Raw genomic sequence first — 25,842 nt, forward strand, 5'->3', positions numbered from 1 at the left:
GGCCAATCTCCCCCTTCTTATGGGGAGATGCCCGGCGGGAGATCAGCGCTTCAGCGGCGGCCCGACAATATCGATGCCGTTCTCGGCGCACAGGCTCGTCAACACCTCAATCATCTCCGGCGTCGGCGCTGCCGCCGGCGGCAGTTCGGCTCGCTCCGCAGGGCGACTAGCCTTGCGCACCATCGTCTCGAAATCCGAACCGCGCGTGACGGTGAGCGTATGGGCGCCTTCGAGAGACTCGACCTTGTAAGTGTGCGGCAGGCCTTTCGGAGCGAGCACCGTTTCGCCGGCGCCGGCAAGCCGCTCGCGGCCGTCGACGACAAAACGTATCCGGCCTTCGAGGATATGAAACACCTCGTCCTCATTGCGGTGCACGTGCAGCGGCGCGGAATCGCCGTAGGGCTGGCGGTGCTCGATGATGCAGATGCCGTCCTCGCCGTCGGCCGACGAAAGCTGGATGGCAACGAGCGTGTTGTTGAACCAGAGGAGTTCCTTGCCTGCGATCGTCGTGTTGATCATTGTCATCATTGCTCTCCCTTGTTGAGTGCCGACAAAGCGGCTTCGACGGCGACCTAAGCAAGGATGAGCCGGTGATAGAAATCGAATGATCGTATGGGGCGGATTGATGCGATGAATTTGAACGCGCTCGACCTCAATCTGGTGAGGGTGCTCGACGCGCTGCTGCGCGAGAAGAGCGTGACGCGCGCCGGCGAGCAGATCGGCCTCAGCCAGCCGGCTGTTAGCGCCGCGCTCAACCGCCTGCGCCATGCGCTCAACGACCAGCTCTTCGTGCGCCGCGGCAACGACATGGTGCCGACGCCTCGCGCCGAAAGCCTCGCGGAGCCGGTGCGTGCAGCGCTGCGCGAGATCGAGCGCGCCTTTCAGCCGGCGACCGATTTCGATCCGGCAAGGCTGGAACGGACCTTCACCTTCATGGGCGCGGATTTCTTCTCCATGCTTCTTATGCCGCCCTTCGCCGCGCGCATTGCGGCGGTGGCGCCCGGCGTATCGTTCCGTTTCCTCGACAGCGCCATCGGCGACGTCTCGAAGCTGTTGCAGGACGATCGGATCGACCTTGCGCTGGAGCGCCCGCTGGAGGTCGCGGAGTGGGTCTCAAGCGTGGCGCTGTTCGGCTCGCCCTTCGCCATTGTCGCGGCGAAGGACAATGCGGCGCTCGGCCAGGCCGGCATCGCCGAGGGCGAAGAGGTGCCACTCGACCTGTTCTGCGCGCTGCCGCATGCGCTGCGCTCCATCGATGGATCAATGTCGGGCTTCACCGACGATGCGCTGGGCAGGATGGGCCGGGCGCGTCGCGTCATGCTTGCTTTGCCGCACTTCCAGGCCGTCGCGCTGGCCGTGGCGAACGGGCCTTATCTGGCTGCGGTTCCAACGCAGTTCGCTGTAGCGGCGGCAAAATCCCTGCCGATCGGCATCTATCGGGCGCCGATCCCGATACCATCGCCGGCGGTCAGAATGTACTGGCACGCCCGCCGCGATGATGAGCCACCGCATCGCTGGATCCGCGAACAGATACTCGATGAGGTGGGAACGCTCGGCTTCAAGGACTGGGACGGCACCGCAAGTGCCCTCCCGGGGGTATAGCTGCCGTTGGAGCGGGAGTGCAGCGCTGAGCAACGCGGACGGTCAAGCGCGGGAGCGATCGCCGGTATGAACCTTATCCGGCTGAGGCTAACCCGACCGGCGCGGGCTGGCGCAGGCCCAGCCGGCCCGCGACGAAATCCTTGACCTGGCGCACGGCCTGCTCGCGCGTGACGCTGCCCGGCTGCAGGCCAAGCCTGAGCCACAGTCCGTCGATCAAAGCGGTGACGCCGAGCACGGTCTCCTCGGCCAGTTCGGGCGAAGCGAGGCCGCGCAGGCCGGACAAGAGGTTCGAGCGCATGCGCGCGTGGATGACTTTCTGGATGCGCGCCAGCTTCTCGTCACGCGGCACCTCGGCGCAGAGCGACAGCCAGGCATGGCAAAGCGGTGGCAGGAACAAATGCTCCTCGAAATTGCCTTCGATCACGGCGTCCAGCCGTTCCATCGGCGTTCGCGCCCGCTGAAGCCGGGCGACGACGGCGTGACAGAGCACGGCATTGGCCTCGCGCATGGCGTGCTCGAACAGCTCCTGCTTGTTGCGGAAATAATGCAGCACGATGCCCTTCGAGGCGCCGGCCTGGGCCGCGACCTTTTCCAGCGTCGCGCCGGCGATGCCTTCGCGCTCCAGCACCGCGAAGGCCGCCTGCCGCAGTTCCTTGCGGCGAATGTCGCTGAGACGCGTGAGTTTCACCGGACCGATCCATGCATGGCGAATCCACGTTGACATTTTCGCCCGTCCAGATCAATGATTGACCAATGGGACAATAAAATGACCACAAGGTCAAAAAAAGATTGAAAGAGGAGAACCGGAATGTTGCGCATGCTTGCGAGAGGCGTCTATGTCGCGGCGCTAATGGCGGCTTCCCAGGCGGCCGGCGCCGCCGAAGCCGAAGGCTGCAAAGCGGTTCGCATGGCCGAATCCGGCTGGAACGATCTCGCCTTCACCACGGGTGTGGCCAAGGTGCTGCTCCAGGCGCTCGGCTACGAGCCGCAAAGCGAGGTGCTTGGCATCAACGTCATCTATGAAGGGATGAAGAACAAAGACCTCGACCTGTTCCTCGGCTACTGGGATCCTGCGATGGTCACCTACTACAAGCCCTACAAGAAGGACGGTTCGATCGAGAATGTGCGCGTCAATCTGGTCGGCGCCAAATACACCTTCGCCGTGCCGACTTATGTCTGGGACGCCGGCGTCAAGGACCTGTCGGACCTGCATAAATTCGCCGACAAGTTCGGCAAGAAGATGTACGGCATCGAGCCCGGGTCCAATCAGCTCATGATGGATGCCATTGCCGATCCGCAATATGGTCTGGATGGCTGGCAGGTGGTCGAATCGAGCGAAGCCGGCATGCTTTCGGAGGTCGGCTACGAGATCAAGGAGAAGCAGTTCATCGTCTTCCAGGGTTGGGCGCCGCACCCGATGAACACGATGTACGACTTCAAGTACCTGACCGGCGGCGACAAGTTCTTCGGCCCGAATTTCGGCGCCGCCACCGTGACCACCCAGGTGCGCAAGGGTTTCCTGCAGGAATGCCCCAACGTCGCGCAGTTCCTGAAGAACCTTGCCTTCGACATCGACATGGAAAATATCGGTATGGGCTATCTCATCAATGACGGCATGAAGCCGGAGGATGGGGCGCTGAAGTCGATCACCCTGCACAAGGATCGGCTCGATGCGTGGCTCGCCGGCGTCACCACCTTTGACGGCAAGCCCGGCCTTGCCGCGGTCAAGGAAAAGCTCGGACTGTGAGGCCGGCGTTATCGGAGCCTGGGGAGCAGGGCATCGAGCAGACCGCATGGTCCGGCGGCAAGCGAGTTGTCGATGTCGGCGGCCTCGACCTGGCCTATGTCGAGATCGCCGGTGCGGAGCCGCCGCTGCTGCTGATTCACGGCTTCACCGACACCAGCCGCAGTTTTTCTCTGCTGACGCCGCATCTTTCCGGGCGCCGGCTGATCATGCCCGATCTGCGTGGCCACGGCGCCTCGAATACGGGCGAGGGGTGCAGTGTCGTCGATTTCGCTGAGGACATTGCCGGGCTGATCCGGCGCTTGCGGCTCGACCGGCCGGTCGTCGTCGGACATTCGCTGGGCGGCATGGTGTCGATCGCGCTGGCCGCGCAATATCCGGAACTGATCGGTGGGATGGTGATCCTGGCCAGCACGCTGAAGCCCGATTTCGGATCGGATCACCAGCTGATCGACGGCGTGGCGGCCTTGCGCGACCCGATCTCGCCGGTCGATCCCTTCTATGATTGGTGGCATGCCTGCCGGCCGGGCGTGCCGCGGGCTTTTCTCGCCGGCCTGGCGAAAGACGCGTCCGCGATCCCCGCGGCGCGCTGGCGCGCCGTTCTCGAGGAAATCCGCCGCACCGATCTGACCGCCGCGGCGCGCGCCGTGCAGGCCCCGACGCTGATCATCGCAGGCGGGCGCGATCCGCTTTTTGGCGAAGCGCATCAGCGGGCGATGGCAGGGGCGCTGGCCGGATCGCGCCTGGTGTGGGCACAGGATTGCGGCCACAACCCGCATTGGGAAGATCCGGCCTTTGTCGCCGAGGCAATAGCCGGCATGTTGCCGGCAGCGTGACTATCGCAACAGCGACCGGGCCGTGGGCGTCAGGCGCAACGTCTCGGTCGGCTTCGTCGAAACAGCTTGCAGGGTTTCGCGAACAACTTGCCATTCCGGCGAAGCGGCGAGAGCGGCCTGATGGCCCGCGTGGGCATCGCCATCGTCGAAACCGGTAATGGCGATGAAGACATTTTCGCCGGCCCGCACGGGCAGCCGAGGAAATGTGTTTTCGGAACGCTCGCTGACGAAGGCGCCACGCAGCCGGGCGCCGTTTGCCGCAAGCAGCGGAACCGCCTCAGCCTGGAAGCGTTCGGCAAAGCCGGCCTCGGCACCTGGCCGCAAATGGTGAATCGAAATCTCAACAAAGCCGGGCAACCGGCTCCCATTGCTCATGGTTTCGGCCTCGGTGGCTGTCGGCCGCTGCAACCCTGACAGGTCGAACCCGGCGCCCCGCCAAGCCGGTTTGAGCAGCAACACGTCGTCGGAATCGATCATCGTCGCATTGGCGGCATCGCGATGCGCTGCCCACAGCGGGCCGTCATAGAAGGCGCTCAGCGCGTCCTTTCTCGTTTCCATGTCCTCAAAACCGCGCAGCCAGACGAACATGTCGGGGCGGTCGAGATCGCGGAACTGTCCGATGACGGTCATGCCCGTCGCTTCCTGCGTTTCGACGAGCTCCCGCTCGAACAGCGCGATCAGCGTTTCGCACTGTCCGGGCTTCAGCGTGTATTGCCGAAGCTCGACGACGGGCGAAGCAAGGCGGGAAGATCGGTTCATGGCCAGAATCTCAAACAGGGTGATCGTCCTGTTTATAAACAGACCGGTTGTCCTGTTTTGTCAATCTGCTATCTTCTTCCCTTCTCCCCTTGTGGGAGAAGGTGGATCGGCGCGCAGCGCCGAGACGGATGAGGGGTGGGTGACGGATCGCCGTCATTGCCAAGCTGGAGCACCCCTCATCCGTCGCCTTCGGCGACACCTTCTCCCACAAGGGGAGAAGGCGGAGATGGCGATAGGCAAAAAGCGCACCAACGATCCGGAAGGCATGCGCCGGCGCGTCCTCGACGTGGCGGAAGGCGCCTTCCAGGCGCGCGGCTATCACGCCTCGAGCCTTGGCGATCTGATGGCGGCGGCCGGCGTCACCGGCGGCGCGCTGCACCACCATTTCCCGACCAAGAAGGCGCTGGCGCTCGCAGTGATCGAGGAACGAGTGGCGGCGGCGGTCCAGGAGACCTGGATCGACCCGATGCTGGCGGCGTCATCGGCCCGCGAAGGCGTGCGGGCCGTGTTCGAGGCTGTGGCTGCGGAGCTAGAGCGACAGGGCTATGTCCGCGGCTGCCCGCTCAACAATCTGGCGCATGAACTGTCGCTGGCCGACGACGAGTTTCGCCTGGCGCTTGCCAAGATCTTCGCCGGCTGGCGGAGGGCGATCGCCGACAAGATCCGAGCCGACCAGCAGGACGGCGGGGAGGGTGGGACCGATCCTGACCGCTTCGCCGCGCTTGCGGTGGCTGCTTATTCCGGCGCCATGTCGATGGCCAAGACATCACAGGACGCCAGGTTGTTGCTGGAGTGCTTGAGGGGGCTGGAAAGCGTGCATCCGTCTTCGGGCGGATTGGCAACGAGACGACGCCGAAGGGTGCTGTTGCGATAAATGCTGTCAGGACAGAGGGAGGCGGTCCGAGGTTGTTTAATCGGGTGACGATGAATCGCTCTTCGCCAGCAACCGTTTCGCGCCGCGTCTTCATCGCCGGAGGTCTCGCTACTGCCGGCGGGCTGCCTCGCGTCGCCTTCGGCCAGACCGGCAGGCGCATCCAGCCGATCGACGCCACTTTCCTCTTCATCGCCGATATTCATGCCTGCCGCATGGCGAACGGGCTCAGTCCCAACTGCCTGCAGGAAGGCAAGACCGATGCAGCACTTCTGCGCAACGTCGCGGCCTTGAACGCGATTGCCGACAAGAAGTGGCCGGCCGAGATCGACGGCGTTGCCACTGGCCTGCATTCGGCCGGCACCCGCATCGGCACGCCGCTCGGCCTCGTCACCGGCGGCGATATCACCGACGATGGTGGCGGCCAGGTCACCGAGCCTAGCGAAGGCACGCAGCTTCTGCAGTTCTCCAAGCGCTATCAGGAAGGTGTCGGGCCGGACCGGATCCACATCCCGGTCTATGTCGGACTCGGCAATCATGATCTCGACCAGAACGGCTCGCCCCCGCACGTCGATTGGTATCGCCGCGAATTGCGCGATTATGTCGAGGTCAACCATCGTCCCGGCGTGTTCTTCAAGCCGCCGGTGCCCGCTACCGAATACGACGTCGATACCGACTGCTATTCCTGGGACTGGGGCGGCCTGCATCTCGTCCAGATGCACCGCTTCGCCGGCGATACCGGCCATGGCGCGCCAAGCAGCCTGCCTTGGCTGAAGCAGGACCTCGCCACTTATGCCGGCGACGGCCGGCCGGTCGTCCTGTTCCAGCATTATGGCTGGGACACTTTCTCTACGGAGCGCTGGGATCCGGTGAAACGCACCTATGATGACGATGGCTCCGGCCGCCCGCATTGGTGGGGCGAGGCCGACCGCCAGGCGCTGCTGGCCGCGATCAAGGGCTACAATGTAATTGCCGTCTTCCACGGCCACCAGCACGAAGTGCCGATGATCTACCAGCGTGACGGGCTCGACATCATCAAGCCGAAGGCGGCCTATATGGGCGGCTTCGCGCTGGCCAGGGTCACTGCCGGCAACATGGATATGGTGTTGGGCGAGGCGGCCGGTGACCATGGCGAGATCGTCTTCACCAACGCTTTCGCCAAACAATTCCAGACATGAAAAGGCCGCCTCGCGACGGCCTCTTGCCTATCTCGCCATCAAGACAAGACGGCCTCAGAATGCTTCGCGAACCTCCGTCGTCGCCATAAGCCTTCTGCACCTTGCCGGCGATTTTGTCGCTTGGCGATACCGGCGACCTGATCCCTGTTCACCATGCGCGCATCTCCTGGGTCTGGAAGGGAAACTGGACACGAGAACCGCATCCGGGTCTGACAACGTGCCGGATCCGTTTGGGTTCCAGGCCGCGGCGATCTCTCTCTCGGTGCGGTTGCATCGGATAACGCAATCCGGTTAGGGTCTGCCGCGGCTGCGGAGAGGGCAGTCCTGGGAAACGAGTTTGCGTCTTCGTGTGGCCTTTGTCGCAGTTCTGGTGGCCGTCGCCGACGATGTCGGGCCGATCAACGTGCTGAGCACAGAAGTCGGCCACCCGTCACCCACCTACATACCCGACACCGCCGATGACGGTTCGACCGTCGTCGGGCTGGCGTTCTCGGGCGGCGGCACTCGGGCGGCGGCTTTCTCCTATGGAGTGTTGCGGGCGCTCGACGATATTGTCATCGACGAACGGCCGAAACGCCGCACGCTGGTCGACGACATCAGGATGACTTCCGGCGCCTCGGGAGGCGCCGTCGCCACCTATTTCGACTACAAGGTCAACCCCGACATAAAGGTAGCGGTCGCTGCGATCCAGGCCCGCGCCGGCGTCAGGCCGGCGGCGATCATGACGGCCGCAGCGAATTGACATCATCAGGAGACGGTCTTGGCGGAGTTCACCCTCTATATCGGCAACAAGTGCTTTTCCTCATGGTCGCTGCGGCCATGGGTGGCGATGAAGCACCTGGATATCCCTTTTGAGGAAGGCTTCGTGCGGCTGCGCACGCCCGAGACGGCGGCAAACCTCGCCAAGGTGTCGCCGACCGGCCTCGTGCCGGTCTTGAATCACAATGGAAGGATCGTCTGGGAAACGCTTGCCATCCTTGAATATCTGGCCGATCTCTATCCGGAAAAAAGGCTCTGGCCGACCGATCTCGGCGCCCGTCAACTGGCGCGCTCGGTGGCGACGGAAATGCATTCGGGCTTCCGCGAGGTCCGCTACGGCTGGCCGATGAACCTGCGCCGGCCGAAATCCCATAAGCCGCTCGATGCCGAGGGCGAGGCGCAGCGGGCGAGGATCGAAGCGATCTGGCGCCAGTGCCGCGAGCAATATGGCGAAGGCGGCCCGTTCCTGTTCGGCCATTTCACCGCGGCCGATGCCATGTATGCGCCGGTGGTGACGCGCTTCGACACCTATGGCGGCGAACTGGCGCCCGTCACCCGCGCCTATGTCGACGCGGTCTTGGCGACGCCCGCGATGCGGCACTGGTATGCGGAAGCCGCCAGGGAGCCCTGGCCGGAGCCCGGGCCGCACGAACAGGATTGAGCCCGGGTCGGCTCGGCAAATTGCGTCGACTGCTCTGATGGGGGGTCTTCAAGCCCCGGCGGCGCGGCCTATGTGAAGGCGCGGGCCGGGCTCCTGGAGATTTCTCATGACAATCGCAAATTCACCACTCACGGGAAAGGTCGCGCTCGTCACCGGCGCTTCGTCCGGCATCGGCGAGGCCACCGCCGCGGTCCTTGCCGCGGCCGGCGCGAAAGTCGCAGTCGCCGCCCGTCGTGCCGATCGCCTCGAAGCATTGGTTGCGCGCATCGAACAGGCCGATGGCGTCGCGCTCGCCATTGAAGCCGACATCGCCAAGCCCGGCGACATCACCGCTATGGTCGACAAGGTCGTATCCGAATGGGGACGGCTCGATATCCTCGTCAACAATGCCGGTGTGATGCTGCTTGCTCCCGCGGCCGAAGCCGATCTAGACGACTGGCGCCAGATGATCGAGCTCAACCTTATCGGTCTGATGGCGACCACCAAGGCGGCGCTGCCGCACCTGAAGGCTTCAAAGGGTCATATCGTCAACGTCTCCTCGGTCGCCGGCCGGGTCGCAAATCCCGGCGCCAGCGGCTATGCGGCGACAAAATTCGGGGTGGTGGCTTTTTCGGAATCGCTGCGCCGCGAGGTCTATGCCGACAAGGTGCGCGTCACCGTCGTCGAGCCGGGCCTTGTGCGTACGGAACTCGGCGATCATATCACCAACGTGCAATCCAAGGCCGGACTCGAACACCGTCTCGCCACGATGGAAGCGCTGACCGCGGAAGACATTGCGAACGCGATTTTCTATGCCGTCAGCCAGCCGCCGAGGGTCAATGTCAACGAGATACTTATCCGTCCGACCGATCAGGAGCGGTGAACAATAGAAAACGCCTCTCGCGCTTGTTATGGCGCGGGAGGCGCTTTTGCCGTCAACCGTTCTCGATTGCTCGTGAATTTGCCGACGGCTTGAGTAAAAACGGCCCGCCATGAGATTGGTTCCGCAGCCGACGAATTTTTTGCCCTTTTTTGCGGATAGCCCCAACGTCCGCCGCGATGTGATAAGAATGCTGCAAGGCCAGGGATGCGGACGTCCGCAATTTAATCCGACGCCAATGTTGCTTTGTGCGTGGTCATGGCGGAAAGACGCTCTGCCATTTCGGCATCAACCTGCGGGCAGGAGAAGATTTTGACCGCTAGCTCGAATGAATCATGTGGGCAGACTTTGCCGAAACCGGCAGGCACACGCTGATGGCCGCCAAACGCGTGCCATCTACGCCGATCGCCGCCGATGCGACCATCGCCGATATGGTCGACACCCTTGACAAGCCGATCGAATATGTTCGCCGAGTGCTGGAAAGGCTCGAACGCTGCAAGCGCGCGCATGGCGATGCCCAGGTGCGCGTTGGCGTGCGCGGCCGCGCCGAAGCCCCGAACTATATGATTGAGTATGTGCGGGAAGACGCCAAGACCCGTCAACGCACCAGCTATCAGGATGCCGCCTACAGCGGCAGCACGCATCGTGAGCTGGCGCCGCACCACATCGAGGACGCCAGGAACTGGTCGCCCGAGGAAATGAACATCACGGCGGTCTCGGCGCTGATCGGCCGCTTGCGCAATCCGAACGCGCCATCATCGCGCTTTTCTGACGAGGACTGACATGGCCATAAAATTCTCCGCCAAGGACCAGCCGGCAGCTCCGCCCGCCGCGGCCAAGCCAGCCAAGCCGGCGGCAAAGCCGGATGCGCCCGCAGAGGTTGCGACCGATCTGTTCAAGTCGCCGGCCGAAGCGCCGCCGCGCAAGACCAGGAAGAAGTAGCGCCCTTGCCGCAGGACGGCGGTCGCACAGCCGGGCCGCTCGGCCTGCCCGGTCAGTCCTCTTTGTCTGTCGACGAGGATGGCGGCGCGGTCGCCGCCTTCGACTGTCAGAGCTGCGGCGCCTGCTGCTCCTACTCGGCGGACTGGCCGCGCTTTTCGACCGAGGAGGATGAGCAGCTCGACCGCATCCCGGCCGAGCTGGTAGCGGCCGACCAGTCCGGCATGCGCTGCGAGGGCGGCCGATGCTCGGCGCTCACCGGCGAGGTGGGCAAGCACACGGCCTGCGGCATCTACGAGCTGCGCCCCGACGTCTGCCGCGCCTGCATGCCCGGGGGCGGCGACTGCCTGATGGCGAGGGCGGCGCATGGGCTGGCGGTCAGCTAGTTTCCTCGCCCCCGCATCGCGGGGGCGAGGAAAAGCGCCCCGCTTGCCCTGTTGCGCGCCTCCCGGTACCTTCTCGCCGGGCAGGGCAGCGGAGGAAATCCATGAGCATTGAATTTCTGTTGACGTCGTTGATCATCGTGGCTTCGCCCGGCACCGGCGTCATTTACACGCTTGGCGCCGGCCTCTCGCGCGGCGCGCGCGCCTCAATTATCGCGGCCTTCGCCTGCACGCTTGGCATCATCCCGCATATGGCGGCCGCCATCACCGGCCTGGCCGCAGTGCTGCACACAAGCGCCGTCGCCTTCGAGACGCTGAAATATCTCGGTGTCGCCTATCTGCTCTACATGGCCTGGAACACATTGAAGGAAAAAGGCGGCCTCAGCATCGACGAGGACGCCGCGCCGCGCTCGACCGCCAGAACGATCACCTCGGGCATCCTGATCAACATCCTGAACCCGAAACTGTCGATCTTCTTCTTTGCCTTCCTGCCGCAATTCGTCAGCACCACCGAGCCGCACGCGCTGTCCAAGATGCTGGAGCTCTCCGGCGTCTTCATGCTGATGACGTTCATCGTCTTCGCCATCTACGGCGTCTTCGCGGCATCGGTGCGCAGCCACATCGTGTCGCGGCCGAAGGTGTTGACATGGATGCGCCGCAGCTTTGCCGCCGCCTTCGTCATGCTCGGCGCCAAGCTGGCGCTGGCCGATCGGTAGCCTTTGGCGCCAGCCCTCTACATAGCCCATGGTCGCCTCGGGGGAGCTTTGGGCTGATGGGGCTCGAGAGATTCAGGAATCCGAGTAAGGCCGGAAATCCGAGTAAGAAAGGCGGTCGCAGTGACGCTTGAATGCATCAATCCCCACGATCTGCCCAAGCCTGACACATACAGCCAAGTCGTCGTGGCAAAGGGCACCAGGCTGATATTTATCGCCGGCCAGGAACCTGAAGACTTAAACGGCAAGCTTGTCGGCGAAGGTGATTTCACGGCTCAAACGCGCCAGGTGTTCGCCAATCTCGGTCGGGCGATTGCCGCCGCAGGCGCCCGTCCCAACGACGTGGCCAAGATCATGATCTACGTCGTCGACTATCGGCTCGATGACCATTACCCGATCATCGATGCCGCCCGCGTGGCTCTGTTCGGGGACCACAAGCCGGCCAACGTCGTGTTGGGAGTGGCCAGCCTGTCGCCTGGATATCTGATCGAGGTCGATGCGGTTGCGGTGGTCGACGCCTAGCCTTTCACATAGCCCATCGCCTCGACGATTTGCCCATCGGCGACACGCATCAGGTTGACGCCGCGCAGCGAACTGCCGTCGGCCATCCAGAAGCGCCAGCGGATCGTGGCGCGGTCGCCGGCGACGAACGTCTCTTCGATGTCGAAGCGGGTACCGGGTCCGGTAGCGATCGCCGACCACAATTCGACGCAGGCCGCCTTGCCGGTGCGGCGGGCGCCGTCGGGCGCCGGCGTGGTGTTCTCGATCACGCAGTCCTGCGCCACCAGTTCGTCCAGTGCCGAAGGGTCGTGGCGCTGGAAGACGTCGTTGTAGCGCCGCATGATTTCCGCCGTTTCCGCGGAGCGTTTGGCCGCGGCGATGTCGATGATGTGTTCATGGGTCATTTGATCTTCTCCTGTCGTTTCATTGAGCTACGAGGCTCGCCTTGAGCGTGATGGTGGCGACGCCGGCCAGCGCCCGCGAGACGAGACAGGCCGCCTTGGCCTTTTGCGCCAGCCGCTCGAAATCCTCGGCCGATATGCCGGCGATGCGCGCCTGAGTTTCGAGCTCGATGCGGGTGATCGTCGGCCCGGCCGTGGTCGCGCCGAGATGCACCTTGGCGATGGTGTGGATGCTCTCGGCCGTGTGGCCTTCGGCGCCGAGAATGGCGGTAAGCGCCATCGAAAAGCAGCCGGCATGGGCGGCCGCAATCAATTCCTCTGGATTGGTGCCCGGGCCGCTCTCGAAGCGCGACGGGAAGGAATAGGCGCCTTCGAAAACGCCGCTGCCCAGCCGCAGCCGGCCGGATCCTTCCTTGAGCGTTCCTTGCCATTGGGCGGAGGCTTCGCGGATTGTCATGGCTGATCTCCTTTCTGTTTGCGGGAAAGCATGATGGTCACGCGCCGTCGATGACGACCTTGCCGAAGACGTCGCCCAGCCGGAAATGGCGGTAAGCCTCGCGCGCCTCGGCGAAGGGGAAGACCTTGTCGATGATCGGTCTCAGCCGGTGCGTGGCGACCGCGGCAAGCATCGCCTCGAGCCCGTTGCGGCTGCCGACAAAGAGACGGCCGATGGTGACCAGGCTGCGCTGATAGACGGCGCCCGGAATCTCGACCGACTTGCCGTTGCGGTCCTGCACGGTGAGCAGCACGATGCGCCCGTGAAGCGTGCTGGCGATCAGCGATTGCGCAAAGGTCGCCGGGCCGCCGGTTTCGACGACCAAGTCGATGCCGCCGGTCGCCTCGCGCAGCTTCATGCCCCATTCCGGTGTCTCGGCTGCCGCGACGACGAGGTCGGCGCCGAGCGCCCGCAGCCTGTCGGTCTTCTCCGCCCGCGAGGTGACAGCGGCCACACGGCAGCCCATGAGCTTGGCGAACTGCAAGGCAAACAGCGCAACACCACCTGAGCCAATGGTGAGAACCCATTGCCCCGGCTTCGGAATCTCCGCGTGCGTCAGCGCGCTCCAGGCGGTCAGCCCGGCGCAGGTGAAGGTCGCAGCCTCCTGCCAGGAAAGATGGTCCGGCAGTCGCACCGCCCATTGCTCGTCAAGCAGCGCATATTCGCTCAGCACGCCGTCCAGTGTGCAGCCGAGCTGGTCGATCACGCCCGGATGGATGCGGCCGTCGATCCAGCGCGCGAAATAGCTGCCGGTGACGCGGTCGCCGACGGCAAAGCGAGTGACGCCGTTGCCGGCGGCCACGACTTCGCCGGCACCGTCGCTCAGCGGCACGATGCCCGCGCGGGGTGCCAAAGGATAGGTGCCGTTGAGGATCATCGTGTCGCGGCGGTTGAGCGAGGCGGCGCGCACTCGTACCAGGATCTGGTTTGCACCCGGCTTGGGCAGCGCTTCCTTGCGCATGACCAGCCCCTCGATGTCGCCGAATTCCTCGAGCCGGTAAGTCCGCATTTTTGCCTCCGGTATATGTAGACCGATTTACATATTATGTAGACCGATTGTCATATTCAGGGCAAGTCCTATAATGCGCGCTCCTGACAGAGGTTGACATTTTGAGAGGTCGACGTGGCGACGGACACACGCACCCGCATGATCGAGGCGACGGCGCTGCTCATCCGCAAGCGCGGCTATCACGGCACGTCGCTGAACGACATTCTAAGCGCCAGCGCAGCACCGCGCGGCTCGCTCTATTTCCATTTCCCGGGCGGCAAGGACCAACTGGTCGTCGAGGTGACGCGCGCCAGTGTCGCCGACGTGACGGAGCGGCTGGGCGCCGCGCTGTTGGAGGAAAGCGATCCCGCCGTTGCCGTCCACCACATCTACCAGTCGGTCGGACGCATGCTGGAGGAGAACGAATTCTCGCTCGGCTGTCCGGTCGCGCCGGTGGTGCTCGACGCGCCGAACGACGTGCCGGACCTGATTGAAATCTGCCGCTCGGCCTTCGAGCAGTGGATCGGGCTGCTGCGTCAGGCATTCGTCAGGGCAGGGGTGCCGGAGCGGCGCGCGCAGGCGCTGGCCCTGCTGGTCGAATCCTCGCTGGAAGGTCTGATGGTGATCGCCCGCGCCACCCGCGACCGTACCCCGGTCCAGGCGGTTGCCGACGAGGTCGCGGCGCTGGTCGAGCAGGCGGTGCTTGCCGGAAAGGCAGCACGGCAGGCGGAGAGTGCCGCCTGAGGACTCGGATTTGATCTCCAAATGCAAATAAAAAGGGCGCCTTTCGGCGCCCTTTCCGTATCAGTGATGGGTCAGACTTTTTAGAAATCCATGCCGCCCATGCCGCCCATGCCGCCGCCGCCCATGCCGCCAGGCATGCCGCCGCCAGCCGACTCCTTCTTCGGAGCTTCGGCGATCATGGCTTCGGTGGTGACCAGCAGGCCGGCGACCGAGGCCGCGTCCTGGAGAGCCGTGCGCACGACCTTGACCGGGTCGACGATGCCCATGGCGATCATGTCGCCATACTCGCCGGTCTGGGCGTTGTAGCCGAAGGTCGCGCCCTTGTTGTCGAGGATCTTGCCAGCGACGATCGAGGCTTCGGCACCGGCGTTGGCCGCGATCTGGCGGGCCGGAGCCTGCAGCGCGCGACGCACGATGTTGATGCCGGCGGCCTGGTCGGAGTTGGCGCCGGTGGCCTTGAGGTTGCCCGAAGCGCGCAGGAGGGCGACGCCACCGCCGGCGACGATGCCTTCTTCCACGGCCGCGCGGGTCGCGTTCAGGGCGTCATCGACGCGGTCCTTCTTTTCCTTGACTTCCACTTCGGTCGCACCGCCGACGCGGATCACGGCAACGCCGCCGGCGAGCTTCGCCAGACGTTCCTGCAGCTTCTCCTTGTCGTAGTCCGAGGTGGTCTCCTCGATCTGCTGCTTGATCTGGGCGACGCGGCCCTGGATCTCGGCCTTCTTGCCGGCGCCGTCGACGATGGTGGTGTTCTCCTTGGAGATCGACACCTTCTTGGCGCGGCCGAGCATGTTGAGGCCGACATTCTCGAGCTTGATGCCGAGGTCTTCCGAGATGACCTGGCCACCGGTGAGGATGGCGATGTCTTCCAGCATGGCCTTGCGGCGGTCGCCGAAGCCCGGAGCCTTGACGGCGGCGATCTTCAGGCCACCACGCAGCTTGTTGACGACCAGCGTGGCCAGAGCCTCGCCTTCGACGTCTTCCGAGATGATGAGCAGCGGCTTCGAGGTCTGGACGACGGCTTCCAGGACCGGCAGCATGGCCTGCAGGTTGGAGAGCTTCTTCTCGTGCAGCAGGATGTAGGCGTCCTCGAGATCGGCGACCATCTTGTCGGCGTTGGTGACGAAGTAGGGCGACAGGTAGCCGCGGTCGAACTGCATGCCTTCCACGACTTCCAACTCGGTCTCGGCGGTCTTGGCTTCCTCGACGGTGATGACGCCTTCGTTGCCGACCTTCTGCATCGCTTCCGCGATCATCTTGCCAACCGACTCGTCGCCATTGGCCGAGATCGTGCCGACCTGGGCGACTTCCTCGGAAGTCTTGATCTTCTTGGCGGCCTTGCCGAGCGCCGTGACGACTTCGGTGACGGCGAGGTCGATGCCGCGCTTCAGGTCCATCGGGTTCATGCCGGCGGCGACCGCCTTGTGGCCTTCCTGGACGATCGACTGCGCCAGGACCGTTGCGGTCGTGGTGCCGTCGCCAGCGATGTCGTTGGTCTTCGAAGCGACTTCGCGGACCATCTGCGCGCCCATGTTCTCGAACTTGTCCTCAAGCTCGATTTCCTTGGCGACGGTGACGCCGTCCTTGGTGATGCGCGGGGCGCCGAACGACTTGTCGATAACGACATTGCGGCCCTTCGGGCCGAGGGTCACCTTCACCGCGTCGGCGAGGATGTTGACACCGCGCAGCATGCGCTCACGGGCATCGCGGGAGAATTTTACGTCTTTGGCAGCCATGTTTTAGCTCCTGGCAGGGGCTCGGGAAGAGCCCGAAGATGAAGATTCAGGTGAGGCCGAAATTCAGCCGATGATGCCCATGATGTCGGATTCCTTCATGATCAGAAGGTCTTCGCCATTGAGCTTGACTTCAGTGCCCGACCACTTGCCGAACAGGATGCGGTCGCCGGCCTTGACATCCAGCGGCACGAGCTTGCCGCTTTCGTCGCGGGCGCCGGAGCCGACGGCGATGATCTCGCCTTCCTGCGGCTTCTCCTTCGCCGTATCCGGGATGATGATCCCGCCGGCGGTCTTGGATTCGGATTCGACCCGGCGAACGACCACGCGGTCATGAAGCGGGCGGAACTTGGACTTTGCCATGTTTTCTTCCTCGAATGAGAACGGTGAGAACTGTTCCTCCATCCGGCGAGGCCGCCGGATATAAGTTAGCACTCACCAAAGGCGAGTGCTAACGTGGCGCTGAGATAGGCCGCTGGGTTGCCGGAGTCAAGGCGCGCGCAACGGGGCAGCGGCGCGAAATTTTTCTCGTGCGAGACGCAAGGCCGAAATGCACCGGCCATCGCGAGGCGCCGACGAGCAACCCGCCCGTCAGTCCAGGCCCTTCGGCGAACGCAGCACCAGCAACGGGCAGCGTTCTGCGAGCCCGTATGTGCCGGTCGGGGCCAGCCGGACATCATCGAAGAAGGTCTGGGCTTCCTTGATCAGCGCTGCCGCCGGGGCGAAGCTGTAGACGACGGACGAGTTCCGGTAGACGTCGATGGTCCCGATGGTCGGCAGCTCCCACCCGGTTCGAGCCGACAGCTCCTCGCGGTCGGGAAACATCCTGTCGAATTGTTCGAGGATGCCCCTCACCGGTATCGTGTAATCAGGCGCTCCGCCGATGGCGGTCATTGCCACGCGCCATTTGAGTTCATGGAAGGTCGAGACGCCGCCGCTCAGCGCCAGGGCGCGGACATCCTTCGGGTCGTCTGGAGTTACGGGGGAAGCATAAAGCCTGATGGCGGCACGGCCGACGGATTTGAGTGAACGCGCAATCGACGCGAACAGCGTGCGTCTGAGGTCAGCGGCGCCGATGACGGAGAGACATCCATCGCCGATCAGCGCTTCGATGCTCGCGCCGGGAAACGGCAAGTCGAACCAGTCGCCCTGCACCGCCTTGCGCATATCGGTGTCGCCCGGCCAGATGCCGGCAATCATGTCGGGAGACTCGTCGACCGCCGTCATCGTGGCGCCGAGCCCGGCGAGCTCTGGCGTCACGCCGAGCATGACGACGTGCGATTGCGAAAGCTCGAGCTCACGTTCGTAGGCCTCGACCACCTGAGCCGGCGGCCGCAGCGGCGAGCCGAGCAACTGCCAGTGCTTGCGAATTGCATTCCAGTGCTCGGTCATGCAAACCCTGTATCGGTTAGGCATTGTGTTCGGTCGCATAATCGAAGGCGCATGATAAGCCAAGTGGGGCGCATGGCACGCATCGCCGTCATCACGCATGAACAAGACCGCTTCCAGACCCGGCGCGGGCTGCTGCTGCGCCGTGACAGCCCGTATATGCTCTTCGACCTGCTGCAGGAGCTGAAGCGCCGCGGCCATTCGGTGCGGGTCCTGCGCGGCACGTCGGCGAAGCCGGCCGCCGACATCGCGGTGCTGCATCTCGACGCGACCGTGACGCCGCCCGAATATGTCGACTATGCGCGCCGCTTTCCCTTCTGCCTCAATCTTGGGGCCGCCGACATCTCGAAACGCCGCATCAGCGGCGCCGTGATTGGCCAAGGCGACGACTGGCAGGGACAGGTCATCGTCAAGAGCAGCCTCAACCATCGGGGAACGCCGGAACAGCAGCTGAACCGGCGCGCGCGGCGAGCCGGCAGGCCGGAGCCGTTTCCCGGCGTCCAAGCCTTCGAAAAATACGAGATCCATGCCTCGCTCGCCGATGTTCCGGCCGCGGTCTTCGAACGCCGGGATCTGGTCGTCGAGAAATTCATTCCCGAGCCGGAGCCGGACGGTTTTGGCGCCCGCTTCTGGCTGTTCTGCGGAGAGCGCGAGCGCTGCACCCGTCATGTCTCGCCGCAGAGCCTGGTCAAGGGCGACGACACCATCCGCCGCGAGGCGGTGCCCGTGCCGGACGAGCTGCGCGCGCTGCGGCGCCAGCTCGGCTTCGATTACGGCAAGTTCGACTTCGTCATGCATGAGGGCAGGGCGGTGCTGCTCGATGCCAACAAGACCCCTGGGCGTGCCAGGAACCTGTCGAGCTTCATCGCCGCCGGCAATGCCAATCTTGCCGACGGCTTCGAAGGACTGATCCGCCAGGTCAAGTGACCGATCGTCTAGATATTCATGCCCCCAGACACCTCGATGCGCTGGGCATTGACCCAGCGATTGTCGTCGGAGAGCAGCGAGGCGATCATCGGCCCGATATCGTCGGGGACGCCGACGCGGCCGAGCGCGGTGACGCCGGCCACCATGCGGTTGATCTCGGCATTGTCGCGCACATGGCCGTCATTGAAGTCCGTGGCGATCGCGCCGGGCGCCACGGTGTTGGCGGTGATGCCGCGCTGGCCGAGCTCCTTGGCGAGGTAGCGCGTGAACACCTCGATGCCGCCCTTCATCATCGCATAGGCCGACGATCCGGGAGCAGCAAAGCGGGCGAGCCCGCTCGAGATGTTGATGATGCGTCCGCCATCATTGATCAGCGGCAGCAGCGCCTGGGTGAGGAAGAACACGCCCTTCAGATGGGTGTTCATCAGCGTGTCGAATTCCTCTTCCGTCGTTTCGGCGATCATCTTGCGCAGGCCGGTGCCGGCATTGTTGACGAGATAGTCGAAGCGGTCGCGCTGCCAGGTGTCCTTGAGGGTCTTCTTCAACGCCGCAACGAAAGCCGGGAAGCTGGCGACGGCGCCGGCGTCGAGCTCAAGCGCCGCTGCTCGACCGCCGGCAGCCTCGATCTCGGCGATTGCGCTCTTCGCCTCGTCGGCGCGCGAGCGATAGGTGACGATGACGTCGACGCCCCTCCGGGCAAGGTGGATCGCGGTGTTGCGGCCGAGGCCGCGGCTGCCGCCGGTGATGAGAGCAATGGGACGAGTGGTCATGGCGAATCTCCTTCTTTTGGATGGAGATGCATATACTCGCCTGCCTGATCGATATAATCGGCCATGGATTGCCAACACTGTTCAGTCTGTGCGAACAATCGGCGATGGACCGGTTCGACAGCATGCGGCTCTTCACCCGCGTTGTGGAACGGCGCAGCTTCACCGCGGCCGCCGCCGATCTCGGCCTGCCGCGCTCCAGCGCCACCGCCGCGATCAAGCAGCTCGAGGAGCGGCTCGGCGTACAATTGCTGAGGCGCACAACGCGCCACGTCACCACGACGCTGGACGGCGAGGCCTATTACCAGCGCTGCATCGGCATCCTCGCCGACATCGAGGATGCCGAGGGCAGCTTCGGCGCGCATGAGGTGCGCGGACGTCTGAGCATCGACATCAACGGCAACATGGCCCGCACCTTCGTCATTCCGGAACTGCCGGCGCTGCTCGCCCGCTATCCCGGGCTCAGCGTGCATATCGGCGAGGGCGACCGCTTCGTCGACCTGGTGCGCGAAGGCGTCGATTGCGTGGTCCGCGCCGGCACGCTGCCCGACAGCGACATGATCGCGCGCCGCATCGGCATGGCGCGCGAGGCGACGGTTGCCAGCGTCGCCTATGTCGAGCGCTACGGCCTGCCGCGCACTCTGGACGAGCTTGCCGGGCACGTCATGATCGGCTTCGTCTCGTCCCGCACCGGCCAGGTGATGCCGCTGGAGTTCACCGTCGATGGAAAGATCCGCGAGATCGTGCTGCCGTCGCGCGTCACCGTCTCCAATTCCGACACCGCCGCCACGCTCGTGCGCCAGGGTTTCGGCCTCTACCAGGCGCCGCGCCGCCGCTTCGCCGCCGACATCGAAGCGGGCCGGCTGGTCGAGGTGCTGCCGGACAATCCGCCGACGCCGACGCCGATCTCGGTGCTTTATCCGCCGAGCCGCCAGCTTTCGCCAAGGGTGAGAGTGTTTGTGGATTGGCTGGTGGAGATTCTGGGGCCGAAGCTGGAAGCGGGCTGAGGCAGCCAGGCGCGGCCCCGAGTATGGCGTCGGCTACAAAAACAGCTTCAACTGCGTATGGATGATCGACCGATAATCCTCGATCGTCCTCCGTCCCTCCGCTTCGTCCTGTGTCAGCGCCAGCCGCACGACGCTGCCGGCGAGCTGGAAGATCAGGAACACGACACGTCCGAACGCCTCGCGCTGCTCCGCTTGGAGCATCGGCCCGACCTTATCGCAGAACATCTTCGCCTGTTGCCTCGTCTCGGCGATGTCGAGATGCTGCAGCGCCTTGTCGGCCTGGATGGCGTTCTGCAGGTCCTGGATGGCTGGGTCCGCGGCGACACGGGCATGATAATCGTCGAGCAGCTGGTCGGCCGCGGCGGTCACGTCGTCCAGCCGGGCTATCCTGGCGATGATCGCGCCGAAGCGTGCGCGGCTTTCCTCGGAGAACCGCTCATAGAGCATCGCCAGGATCGCCGACTTGCTGGGGAAGTAATGATAGACGGTAGCGATCGGCCCGCCGGCCAGCGCGCCGACTTCCTTCATCGTCACCGCGTCGATGCCCTTCTCGCCGATCAGTCGCATGGTCGTGGCGAGGATCGCGTCGATGCGCTCACGGCTGCGCTCCTGCTTCGGCCTGCGCCGCGGTTCCGTCGCTGTTCGCCTTGTCTGCGTCATGCGCCAAATCTCGTGAAAGCCGCGAATTCGCGGTTGACAAGAAACATGATCAAGTATCAGTTCCGTCAAATGCTGACAACCTGTCAGTTTTTCGAGCGAGCTGCAAGGGAGAGCGCCTCGTGACTGCATCGCAAGCCGCGCAAGCGGAAAATGGCGATTGGCTTGTCGGCAATCCGACGGGCCTGCAGCTGGCCTCGGCGCTGTGGATCGGCTCGGTCGGCCTCCTCATCCTCGGACTGCAGCCGGTGCTGCTCGGTGCGCTCTACAGCGAAGGCCATGTCACCGGCGACGAGCTGGCGCTGGTCGCCACCGCCGAGATGATCGCGATCGCTATCGGCTCGGGCGTGGTGGCGATGCTCTTGCCGGCGCGCAACATGCGCTGGAAAAGCACGGTGCTGCTTGTCCTGCTCGCGCTCGCCAATGTCTGGACCGCTTATGCTGGCAGCCCCAATGCGCTGATTGGCGCGCGCACGCTGGCTGGCCTGGCGGAGGGCGGGCTTGTCGCTGTCGCAACCGAGCTGATCGCCCGCTCGCGCCGGGCCGAGCGCATCGGCGGCTATTTCGTCACGCTGCAGACCTTGGCGCAGTGCGCGCTGGCGCTGATCCTCGCGCTCTTTGCCGTGCCGAGAGCGGGCTCGGCCGGCGGCTTCATCGCGCTCGGCATCGTCTGTCTGCTTTCGCTCGTCGTGGCATGGACCGTGCCCGACGACTATGCCGACCTGCCCAAGCAAGAACAGTTCGCCAACGTGGCGACCGTGCCGGCGATCGCCGCGCTACTGTCGATCTTCTGCTATTTCATGTTCTTCGGCGCCGTCTGGGCTTTTCTCGAGCCCATCGGCGCACAGTTCGGCATCGATGGCCGCACCGTCGGCTTGATGGTTTCGGCGAGCCTTGCCGCGCAGGTGCTCGGCGCGATGACCGCGACAAGCTTCGAGGCGCGCATCGACTATCGTTTTGCCATCACCGTCATCGGGATCGTCGCGGCGATCAGCTCGCTGCTGCTTGCGTCCGGCCCGGGTCTTTCGGTGTTCTGGGCCGTGGCACTGGTGATGGGCTTCATCCTGCTCTTCATCGTGCCTTACCAGATCCGGCTGGCGATCACCGCCGACGAGACGCGCACCGCGGTGCTGCTGGTGCCGGCCGCCCAGCTCTTCGGCCTCGCCATCGGCCCGGTCGCCGCCTCGCTGCTGATCGACGGCGCGGACTTCCGGCCCGTGCCCGAATTCGCCGCCGCCGCCGCTTTGGCGAGCGTGCTTTTGCTCGGCATTTTCGTGCTCGTCGCGCGGCGACGCGGCCGGGTCTGAGCAAAGGGGTCAAGATGGCAACCGCCTGGAGCAACTGGTCTGGTTTCGTCACGGCTTCCCCGAAATTGATCGCGGCGCCCGCCGATGCCGGCGAGCTGGCCGAACTGGTGCGCTCGGCGCCCGGTCCGCTGCGCGTCGCTGGCGCTGGCCATTCCTTCACGCCGTTGGTGCAGTCCGACGGCACCATCGTCTCGCTGGAGAAGATCGAGGGGCTAGTCTCGCACGATGCCGCGAACAACCGGGCGCGGGTGAGGGCAGGCACGCGGCTCGGCGCCTTGATGCACATCCTGCAGGACATCGGCCAAGGCCTGCCCAACATGGGCGACATCGACCGCCAGGCGATCGGCGGCGCGCTGGGCACGGCAACGCATGGCTCCGGGCCGACTCTCGGCGCCTATCACACGCAATTGGAGGCGCTTCAACTCGTCGATGGGCAAGGCGAGCTGCGCGAGTTCAGCCGGGCAGACGACCTGGACATGATCCACGCCACGGGCGTCGCGCTAGGCGCCTTCGGCGTGCTGACCGAAGTGGCGATGAACAACATCGCCACCTACCGGCTGCGCCGCCGCAAATGGGTGCTGCCGATCGGCGACATGCTCAAAAACTTCGAGATGATGATGGCCGCGCATCGCTCGGCCGAGTTCTACTACATCCCGTTCTCCGGCTACGCCCAGTTCATCGCCAGCGATCTTAGCGACACGGCGCCGACGACGCGGCCGACCGAAGACGACGAGGAAGGGTTGGCGACTTTGCGTAAGCTGCGCACCGCGTTACCCTGGCTGCCGCGGTTGCGCCGCGCGCTGATCAGAGGGGCGGTGAAGAAGGTGCCGGCGGAAGACTATGTGCAGGACTGGCTCAACGTCTACGCAAGCGAGCGTCGCACCAAATTCAACGAGATGGAGTATCACCTGCCTTACGAGGAAGGTCCCAAGGCGTTGGCCGAGATCATTGCGCTTACGGAAAAGCATTTCCCGGAAGTCTATTTCCCGATCGAGGTGCGCTCGGTGGCGGCCGACGAATTCTGGCTTTCGCCATTCTACAAGAGGCTGACCTGCTCGATCGCAATACACCACGATGCGGCGAACGACCCGCTGCCTTTCATGCGCGCCGCCGAGCCGATCTTCCGCAAGTGTGGCGGCAGGCCGCATTGGGGCAAGATGCACAGCCTGAAGGCGGCGGACTTCAAGAAGCTTTATCCGCGCTGGGACGATGCGATGGCGGTGCGGCGCGACATCGATCCGCAAAACCGTTTCGTCTCGCCCTACATGGCCGGCCTGTTCGGCATCCAACAATGAGCGCCTATTTCGCCGCCCTGGCCGATGCATTGATGGCCGCCGAGATTTTCCGGCCCTGCCTTGTGCTCGATCGCGACCGGCTGGACGGCAACGTCGCGCTGGTGAAGCAAAGGCTGGCGCCGGGCCTTGGCGTGCGGCTGGTCGACAAGTCGCTGCCTTGCGTGCCGTTGCTTTCGCATATCGCCAAGGCGCTTGGCATCAACCGCTTCATGACCTTCCATCCGCCGGTGACGCAGGCCGTGCTTGACGCGTTTCCCGAGGGCGATCTTCTCTACGGCAAGCCGATGCCCGTGGGTGCCGCCAAGGCCGCGCTGACCAGGGGTGGCGCCGGCTGGTGGTCGCGCGTCTGCTGGCTGATCGACACGCCGGAACGGCTGGCGGAATATGGCGCGCTCGCTGCCGCGCTCGACACAGAATTGCGCTTCGCTTTCGAGGTGGACGTCGGCCTGCATCGCGGCGGTTTTCGTGATCCCGCCGAGATTAACGCGCTCACGATTCCAAAAGGTCTGCTCTGCGACGGCATCATGGCCTATGAGGCGCATGCGCCGGAGATCCCGGGCCTGTTCGGCGGCGTGGCCAAGGCGCTGAAGCAGGCCTCTGCCAAGGCCGCGGAATTCGTCGCTGCCCTCGATCCGGACCAGCGCCGCACCCTCAACATCGGCGGCTCCAAGACCGCGCTGCTGCATGGCGGCGGCGTCGCCAACGAAGTGTCGATCGGCTCGGCCTTCGTGCTGCCAAAGGATTTCGACACGCCTGGCTTGGAGGGCTTCCAGCCGGCGGCCTTTATCGCCACGCCGATCCTCAAGGCGCTCGATCCGATGCTGCCCGGCCCGCCGGCGGTTTCCAGGGCGCTGCAGGGGCTTGGCCTCTTCCCGCGCAAGGGCTGCTATCTCTATGGCGGCAAATGGATGGCCGAGCCGGTGTTTCCCGAAGGCATGAAACCGAACGGATTGATGGGCCTGTCGTCCAACCAGCAATTCATGGGCCTGCCGGCGGGCGCGGATGTGAAGCCCGGCGACTATGCCTTCCTGCGGCCGACGCAGAGCGAGGCGGTGCTGCAGCATTTTGGGGCGATCGCTGTGTTCTCGGCCGGGAGTATTGTGGAGTTTTGGCCAGTGCTGCCAATGGGTTAGGGCCGCTGCGGTCGCGATTGGCATTGGCCTCCGCAACTGCGCGTCGCTTCGCTCCTTGCTCCGCCCTGGAATGACGAAATTGTGTAGTGTTCCGCTCGCCATATTAATTGACTAAGTCAACTAAATGGTTGATCCTGTCCAAGACAGGAGGATTTTCCCATGACCATTCACAATCACCCAGGCAAGGATCGTATCGATGCGGTGCGCGCCTTCAACCGCTTCTATACCCGCCAGCTCGGCCTGCTCGACGAGGGCCTGCTGAAAAGTCCGTTCTCGCTGACCGAGGCGCGGGTGCTTTACGAGCTCGCCCATCGCGATGGGCTGGTCGCAAGCGACCTGGTGCGCGACCTCGGCCTCGACCCCGGCTATGTCAGCCGGCTGTTGAAGAAATTCGAGGAGTGCGGCCTGGTCGGACGCGAAGCTAGTGAGACCGACGCGCGCCGCGCCTCGATCGCGCTGACGCCAGCCGGCAGGGAAGCCTTTGCGCCTCTCAACCAGGATTCGCATGACCAGGTGCGCGCGTTGCTCGATCGCCTGGCCCCGGCCGAACAGGACCGGCTGGTCAACGCCATGCGCACCGTCCAGGACCTGCTCGGCGACAGACCTGAAGCCAAGGTTCCCTATATCCTGCGGCCGCTGCAGGTCGGCGACATCGGCTGGATCACGCACCGTCAAGGCCTCATCTACGCGCAGGACTATGGTTGGGACGAAACTTACGAGGCGCTGGTCGCAGAGATCCTCGGTGAGTTCGTCAAGAACTTCGTCCCGCAATGGGAGCGCAGCTGGATCGCCGAGCGCGAAGGCGAGGTGGTCGGCTCGGTCTTCGTCATGCGCAAGTCACCCAAGGTCGCGAAGCTCAGGCTGCTCTACGTCGAACCGTCGGCGCGCGGCCTCGGCATCGGTCGGCGGCTGGTCGACGAATGCATCGCCTTCGCACGCGCCAAGGGCTACAGGACACTGACGCTCTGGACCAACGACATACTGGGCTCGGCCCGCCGCATCTACCAGGCTGCCGGCTTCAAGCTGGTCGAGGAAGAACGCCATCATTCCTTTGGCAAGGATCTTGTCGGGCAAACGTGGAATCTCGAGCTTTAGCGCTTTTCCTTCTCCCCTTGTGGGGCCTGTTGCGTAATTGGCTGGTTGTGATTCTCTGAGAGGAAGCTCGGAGGGAATCGCGATGGCTGTGAAGCAGA

The 25,842-nt window shown here is 64.4% G+C and carries 30 protein-coding genes and 1 pseudogene; 20 read left to right on the top strand and 11 right to left on the bottom strand.

The window, feature by feature from the left end; genetic code table 11:
* Positions 1 to 42: 42 nt before the first annotated feature.
* A complete protein-coding gene (locus tag LB529_RS02805; protein ID WP_224601499.1) occupies positions 43 to 525 on the bottom strand; it encodes a cupin domain-containing protein in 483 nt (160 codons plus the stop codon).
* Between the two features lie 105 nt (positions 526 to 630).
* Here LB529_RS02805 and LB529_RS02810 point away from each other — a divergent pair, with 105 nt between their 5' ends.
* Positions 631 to 1,602 carry a LysR family transcriptional regulator gene (locus tag LB529_RS02810; RefSeq protein WP_140641020.1) on the top strand — a complete coding sequence of 324 codons (972 nt, stop codon included), beginning with the start codon at positions 631 to 633 and terminating at the stop codon, positions 1,600 to 1,602.
* 73 nt (positions 1,603 to 1,675) lie between these two features.
* On the opposite strand, the gene betI is transcribed toward LB529_RS02810, so the two are convergent.
* Positions 1,676 to 2,326, bottom strand: coding sequence for a choline-responsive transcriptional repressor BetI (betI, locus tag LB529_RS02815; protein ID WP_224710090.1), 651 nt, complete (start codon positions 2,324 to 2,326; stop codon positions 1,676 to 1,678).
* A gap of 84 nt (positions 2,327 to 2,410) precedes the next feature.
* On the opposite strand from betI, the gene choX reads away from it, so the two are divergent.
* Both choX and LB529_RS02825 read left to right on the top strand, forming a co-directional pair.
* Complete coding sequence (choX, locus tag LB529_RS02820; protein WP_224710091.1) at positions 2,411 to 3,349, top strand: choline ABC transporter substrate-binding protein; 939 nt, start codon at positions 2,411 to 2,413, stop codon at positions 3,347 to 3,349.
* Positions 3,346 to 4,182, top strand: coding sequence for an alpha/beta fold hydrolase (locus tag LB529_RS02825; RefSeq protein WP_224710092.1), 837 nt, complete (start codon positions 3,346 to 3,348; stop codon positions 4,180 to 4,182). Before choX ends, LB529_RS02825 begins: the two co-directional genes overlap by 4 nt.
* Here the strand turns inward: LB529_RS02825 and LB529_RS02830 are convergent, their stop codons facing one another.
* Positions 4,183 to 4,941 (bottom strand): NIPSNAP family protein, encoded by a 759-nt coding sequence (locus tag LB529_RS02830; RefSeq protein WP_224710093.1) that lies wholly within the window; start codon positions 4,939 to 4,941, stop codon positions 4,183 to 4,185.
* A 226-nt stretch (positions 4,942 to 5,167) separates the two neighbouring features.
* Between LB529_RS02830 and LB529_RS02835 the strand changes: the two genes are divergently transcribed.
* The 10 genes and pseudogenes from LB529_RS02835 to LB529_RS02880 all read left to right on the top strand — a co-directional run bounded on the left by LB529_RS02835 (position 5,168) and on the right by LB529_RS02880 (position 11,826).
* Entirely contained in the window at positions 5,168 to 5,815 is a 648-nt protein-coding gene (locus LB529_RS02835) for a TetR/AcrR family transcriptional regulator (RefSeq protein WP_224710094.1), read from the top strand.
* A gap of 50 nt (positions 5,816 to 5,865) precedes the next feature.
* Positions 5,866 to 6,990, top strand: coding sequence for a metallophosphoesterase (locus tag LB529_RS02840; RefSeq protein ID WP_224710095.1), 1,125 nt, complete (start codon positions 5,866 to 5,868; stop codon positions 6,988 to 6,990).
* A 406-nt stretch (positions 6,991 to 7,396) separates the two neighbouring features.
* A pseudogene (locus LB529_RS02845) lies at positions 7,397 to 7,642 on the top strand (patatin-like phospholipase family protein); the annotation flags it as partial.
* 108 nt (positions 7,643 to 7,750) lie between these two features.
* Positions 7,751 to 8,410, top strand: a complete 660-nt coding sequence (locus tag LB529_RS02850; protein ID WP_224544677.1) for a glutathione S-transferase family protein — start codon at positions 7,751 to 7,753, stop codon at positions 8,408 to 8,410.
* Positions 8,411 to 8,516: 106 nt separating this feature from the next.
* Entirely contained in the window at positions 8,517 to 9,272 is a 756-nt protein-coding gene (locus LB529_RS02855; RefSeq protein ID WP_224710096.1) for an SDR family NAD(P)-dependent oxidoreductase, read from the top strand.
* A 371-nt stretch (positions 9,273 to 9,643) separates the two neighbouring features.
* Entirely contained in the window at positions 9,644 to 10,051 is a 408-nt protein-coding gene (locus LB529_RS02860; RefSeq protein WP_318012540.1) for a hypothetical protein, read from the top strand.
* A gap of 1 nt (position 10,052) precedes the next feature.
* Complete coding sequence (locus tag LB529_RS02865; protein ID WP_181174749.1) at positions 10,053 to 10,211, top strand: hypothetical protein; 159 nt, start codon at positions 10,053 to 10,055, stop codon at positions 10,209 to 10,211.
* 44 nt (positions 10,212 to 10,255) lie between these two features.
* Positions 10,256 to 10,594, top strand: coding sequence for a YkgJ family cysteine cluster protein (locus LB529_RS02870; RefSeq protein ID WP_224710125.1), 339 nt, complete (start codon positions 10,256 to 10,258; stop codon positions 10,592 to 10,594).
* Positions 10,595 to 10,695: 101 nt separating this feature from the next.
* On the top strand, positions 10,696 to 11,307 hold the full coding sequence (locus LB529_RS02875) for a LysE family translocator (RefSeq protein ID WP_095768448.1): 612 nt from the start codon (positions 10,696 to 10,698) through the stop codon (positions 11,305 to 11,307).
* A gap of 120 nt (positions 11,308 to 11,427) precedes the next feature.
* Entirely contained in the window at positions 11,428 to 11,826 is a 399-nt protein-coding gene (locus tag LB529_RS02880; RefSeq protein WP_224544681.1) for a RidA family protein, read from the top strand.
* Here LB529_RS02880 and LB529_RS02885 read toward each other — a convergent pair.
* Genes LB529_RS02885 through LB529_RS02895 form a run of 3 tightly spaced genes read right to left on the bottom strand, consistent with a single transcriptional unit; the run spans position 11,823 to position 13,711 of the window.
* Positions 11,823 to 12,209 carry a nuclear transport factor 2 family protein gene (locus LB529_RS02885; protein ID WP_224632251.1) on the bottom strand — a complete coding sequence of 129 codons (387 nt, stop codon included), beginning with the start codon at positions 12,207 to 12,209 and terminating at the stop codon, positions 11,823 to 11,825. The genes LB529_RS02880 and LB529_RS02885 overlap by 4 nt on opposite strands.
* 19 nt (positions 12,210 to 12,228) lie before the next feature.
* On the bottom strand, positions 12,229 to 12,663 hold the full coding sequence (locus LB529_RS02890; protein ID WP_224710098.1) for an OsmC family protein: 435 nt from the start codon (positions 12,661 to 12,663) through the stop codon (positions 12,229 to 12,231).
* Between the two features lie 37 nt (positions 12,664 to 12,700).
* A complete protein-coding gene (locus LB529_RS02895) occupies positions 12,701 to 13,711 on the bottom strand; it encodes a zinc-dependent alcohol dehydrogenase family protein (protein ID WP_224710099.1) in 1,011 nt (336 codons plus the stop codon).
* A gap of 114 nt (positions 13,712 to 13,825) precedes the next feature.
* Between LB529_RS02895 and LB529_RS02900 the strand changes: the two genes are divergently transcribed.
* Positions 13,826 to 14,434, top strand: a complete 609-nt coding sequence (locus LB529_RS02900) for a TetR/AcrR family transcriptional regulator (protein WP_224710100.1) — start codon at positions 13,826 to 13,828, stop codon at positions 14,432 to 14,434.
* A gap of 80 nt (positions 14,435 to 14,514) precedes the next feature.
* Here the strand turns inward: LB529_RS02900 and groL are convergent, their stop codons facing one another.
* From groL to LB529_RS02915, 3 genes are all read right to left on the bottom strand, one after another.
* Positions 14,515 to 16,170, bottom strand: coding sequence for a chaperonin GroEL (gene groL / locus LB529_RS02905; RefSeq protein ID WP_095768453.1), 1,656 nt, complete (start codon positions 16,168 to 16,170; stop codon positions 14,515 to 14,517).
* A gap of 63 nt (positions 16,171 to 16,233) precedes the next feature.
* Positions 16,234 to 16,530, bottom strand: coding sequence for a co-chaperone GroES (groES, locus tag LB529_RS02910; protein WP_010915433.1), 297 nt, complete (start codon positions 16,528 to 16,530; stop codon positions 16,234 to 16,236).
* A 228-nt stretch (positions 16,531 to 16,758) separates the two neighbouring features.
* On the bottom strand, positions 16,759 to 17,559 hold the full coding sequence (locus LB529_RS02915; protein WP_224710101.1) for a class I SAM-dependent methyltransferase: 801 nt from the start codon (positions 17,557 to 17,559) through the stop codon (positions 16,759 to 16,761).
* A 72-nt stretch (positions 17,560 to 17,631) separates the two neighbouring features.
* On the opposite strand from LB529_RS02915, the gene LB529_RS02920 reads away from it, so the two are divergent.
* Positions 17,632 to 18,483, top strand: coding sequence for a hypothetical protein (locus tag LB529_RS02920; protein WP_224710102.1), 852 nt, complete (start codon positions 17,632 to 17,634; stop codon positions 18,481 to 18,483).
* Between the two features lie 8 nt (positions 18,484 to 18,491).
* On the opposite strand, the gene LB529_RS02925 is transcribed toward LB529_RS02920, so the two are convergent.
* Complete coding sequence (locus LB529_RS02925) at positions 18,492 to 19,253, bottom strand: SDR family NAD(P)-dependent oxidoreductase (protein WP_224710104.1); 762 nt, start codon at positions 19,251 to 19,253, stop codon at positions 18,492 to 18,494.
* Between the two features lie 104 nt (positions 19,254 to 19,357).
* Between LB529_RS02925 and LB529_RS02930 the strand changes: the two genes are divergently transcribed.
* Positions 19,358 to 20,257 carry a LysR family transcriptional regulator gene (locus LB529_RS02930; RefSeq protein ID WP_095768457.1) on the top strand — a complete coding sequence of 300 codons (900 nt, stop codon included), beginning with the start codon at positions 19,358 to 19,360 and terminating at the stop codon, positions 20,255 to 20,257.
* 33 nt (positions 20,258 to 20,290) lie between these two features.
* Here the strand turns inward: LB529_RS02930 and LB529_RS02935 are convergent, their stop codons facing one another.
* Entirely contained in the window at positions 20,291 to 20,917 is a 627-nt protein-coding gene (locus LB529_RS02935; protein WP_224610639.1) for a TetR/AcrR family transcriptional regulator, read from the bottom strand.
* A 119-nt stretch (positions 20,918 to 21,036) separates the two neighbouring features.
* Here LB529_RS02935 and LB529_RS02940 point away from each other — a divergent pair, with 119 nt between their 5' ends.
* The 4 genes from LB529_RS02940 to LB529_RS02955 all read left to right on the top strand — a co-directional run bounded on the left by LB529_RS02940 (position 21,037) and on the right by LB529_RS02955 (position 25,744).
* On the top strand, positions 21,037 to 22,221 hold the full coding sequence (locus LB529_RS02940; protein ID WP_224710105.1) for an MFS transporter: 1,185 nt from the start codon (positions 21,037 to 21,039) through the stop codon (positions 22,219 to 22,221).
* 14 nt (positions 22,222 to 22,235) lie between these two features.
* Positions 22,236 to 23,516, top strand: a complete 1,281-nt coding sequence (locus tag LB529_RS02945) for a D-arabinono-1,4-lactone oxidase (RefSeq protein ID WP_224710106.1) — start codon at positions 22,236 to 22,238, stop codon at positions 23,514 to 23,516.
* Positions 23,513 to 24,649: an alanine racemase gene (locus LB529_RS02950; RefSeq protein WP_224710107.1), complete on the top strand. Its 1,137-nt coding sequence runs from the start codon at positions 23,513 to 23,515 to the stop codon at positions 24,647 to 24,649. The genes LB529_RS02945 and LB529_RS02950 overlap by 4 nt, the downstream gene beginning before the upstream one ends.
* Before the next feature lie 159 nt (positions 24,650 to 24,808).
* Positions 24,809 to 25,744 (top strand): helix-turn-helix domain-containing GNAT family N-acetyltransferase, encoded by a 936-nt coding sequence (locus tag LB529_RS02955; protein ID WP_224710108.1) that lies wholly within the window; start codon positions 24,809 to 24,811, stop codon positions 25,742 to 25,744.
* Positions 25,745 to 25,842: the final 98 nt, after the last annotated feature.

Source organism: Mesorhizobium sp. CA5 (assembly GCF_020165105.1).
Lineage (GTDB): Bacteria > Pseudomonadota > Alphaproteobacteria > Rhizobiales > Rhizobiaceae > Mesorhizobium.

Excerpts from the sequence above, each read along its gene's own strand:
- LB529_RS02930 (WP_095768457.1), top strand. The coding sequence starts at position 19,358 with ATGGACCGGTTCGACAGCATGCGGCTCTTCACCCGCGTTGTGGAACGG.
- groL (WP_095768453.1), bottom strand. The coding sequence starts at position 16,170 with ATGGCTGCCAAAGACGTAAAATTCTCCCGCGATGCCCGTGAGCGCATG.
- betI (WP_224710090.1), bottom strand. The coding sequence starts at position 2,326 with ATGTCAACGTGGATTCGCCATGCATGGATCGGTCCGGTGAAACTCACG.
- LB529_RS02835 (WP_224710094.1), top strand. The coding sequence starts at position 5,168 with ATGGCGATAGGCAAAAAGCGCACCAACGATCCGGAAGGCATGCGCCGG.
- LB529_RS02920 (WP_224710102.1), top strand. The coding sequence starts at position 17,632 with ATGGCACGCATCGCCGTCATCACGCATGAACAAGACCGCTTCCAGACC.
- LB529_RS02945 (WP_224710106.1), top strand. The coding sequence starts at position 22,236 with ATGGCAACCGCCTGGAGCAACTGGTCTGGTTTCGTCACGGCTTCCCCG.
- LB529_RS02950 (WP_224710107.1), top strand. The coding sequence starts at position 23,513 with ATGAGCGCCTATTTCGCCGCCCTGGCCGATGCATTGATGGCCGCCGAG.
- LB529_RS02830 (WP_224710093.1), bottom strand. The coding sequence starts at position 4,941 with ATGAACCGATCTTCCCGCCTTGCTTCGCCCGTCGTCGAGCTTCGGCAA.
- LB529_RS02875 (WP_095768448.1), top strand. The coding sequence starts at position 10,696 with ATGAGCATTGAATTTCTGTTGACGTCGTTGATCATCGTGGCTTCGCCC.
- LB529_RS02925 (WP_224710104.1), bottom strand. The coding sequence starts at position 19,253 with ATGACCACTCGTCCCATTGCTCTCATCACCGGCGGCAGCCGCGGCCTC.
- LB529_RS02840 (WP_224710095.1), top strand. The coding sequence starts at position 5,866 with ATGAATCGCTCTTCGCCAGCAACCGTTTCGCGCCGCGTCTTCATCGCC.
- choX (WP_224710091.1), top strand. The coding sequence starts at position 2,411 with ATGTTGCGCATGCTTGCGAGAGGCGTCTATGTCGCGGCGCTAATGGCG.
- LB529_RS02895 (WP_224710099.1), bottom strand. The coding sequence starts at position 13,711 with ATGCGGACTTACCGGCTCGAGGAATTCGGCGACATCGAGGGGCTGGTC.
- LB529_RS02805 (WP_224601499.1), bottom strand. The coding sequence starts at position 525 with ATGACAATGATCAACACGACGATCGCAGGCAAGGAACTCCTCTGGTTC.
- LB529_RS02890 (WP_224710098.1), bottom strand. The coding sequence starts at position 12,663 with ATGACAATCCGCGAAGCCTCCGCCCAATGGCAAGGAACGCTCAAGGAA.
- LB529_RS02955 (WP_224710108.1), top strand. The coding sequence starts at position 24,809 with ATGACCATTCACAATCACCCAGGCAAGGATCGTATCGATGCGGTGCGC.
- LB529_RS02885 (WP_224632251.1), bottom strand. The coding sequence starts at position 12,209 with ATGACCCATGAACACATCATCGACATCGCCGCGGCCAAACGCTCCGCG.
- LB529_RS02915 (WP_224710101.1), bottom strand. The coding sequence starts at position 17,559 with ATGACCGAGCACTGGAATGCAATTCGCAAGCACTGGCAGTTGCTCGGC.
- LB529_RS02865 (WP_181174749.1), top strand. The coding sequence starts at position 10,053 with ATGGCCATAAAATTCTCCGCCAAGGACCAGCCGGCAGCTCCGCCCGCC.
- LB529_RS02810 (WP_140641020.1), top strand. The coding sequence starts at position 631 with ATGAATTTGAACGCGCTCGACCTCAATCTGGTGAGGGTGCTCGACGCG.
- LB529_RS02860 (WP_318012540.1), top strand. The coding sequence starts at position 9,644 with ATGGCCGCCAAACGCGTGCCATCTACGCCGATCGCCGCCGATGCGACC.
- LB529_RS02855 (WP_224710096.1), top strand. The coding sequence starts at position 8,517 with ATGACAATCGCAAATTCACCACTCACGGGAAAGGTCGCGCTCGTCACC.
- groES (WP_010915433.1), bottom strand. The coding sequence starts at position 16,530 with ATGGCAAAGTCCAAGTTCCGCCCGCTTCATGACCGCGTGGTCGTTCGC.
- LB529_RS02935 (WP_224610639.1), bottom strand. The coding sequence starts at position 20,917 with ATGACGCAGACAAGGCGAACAGCGACGGAACCGCGGCGCAGGCCGAAG.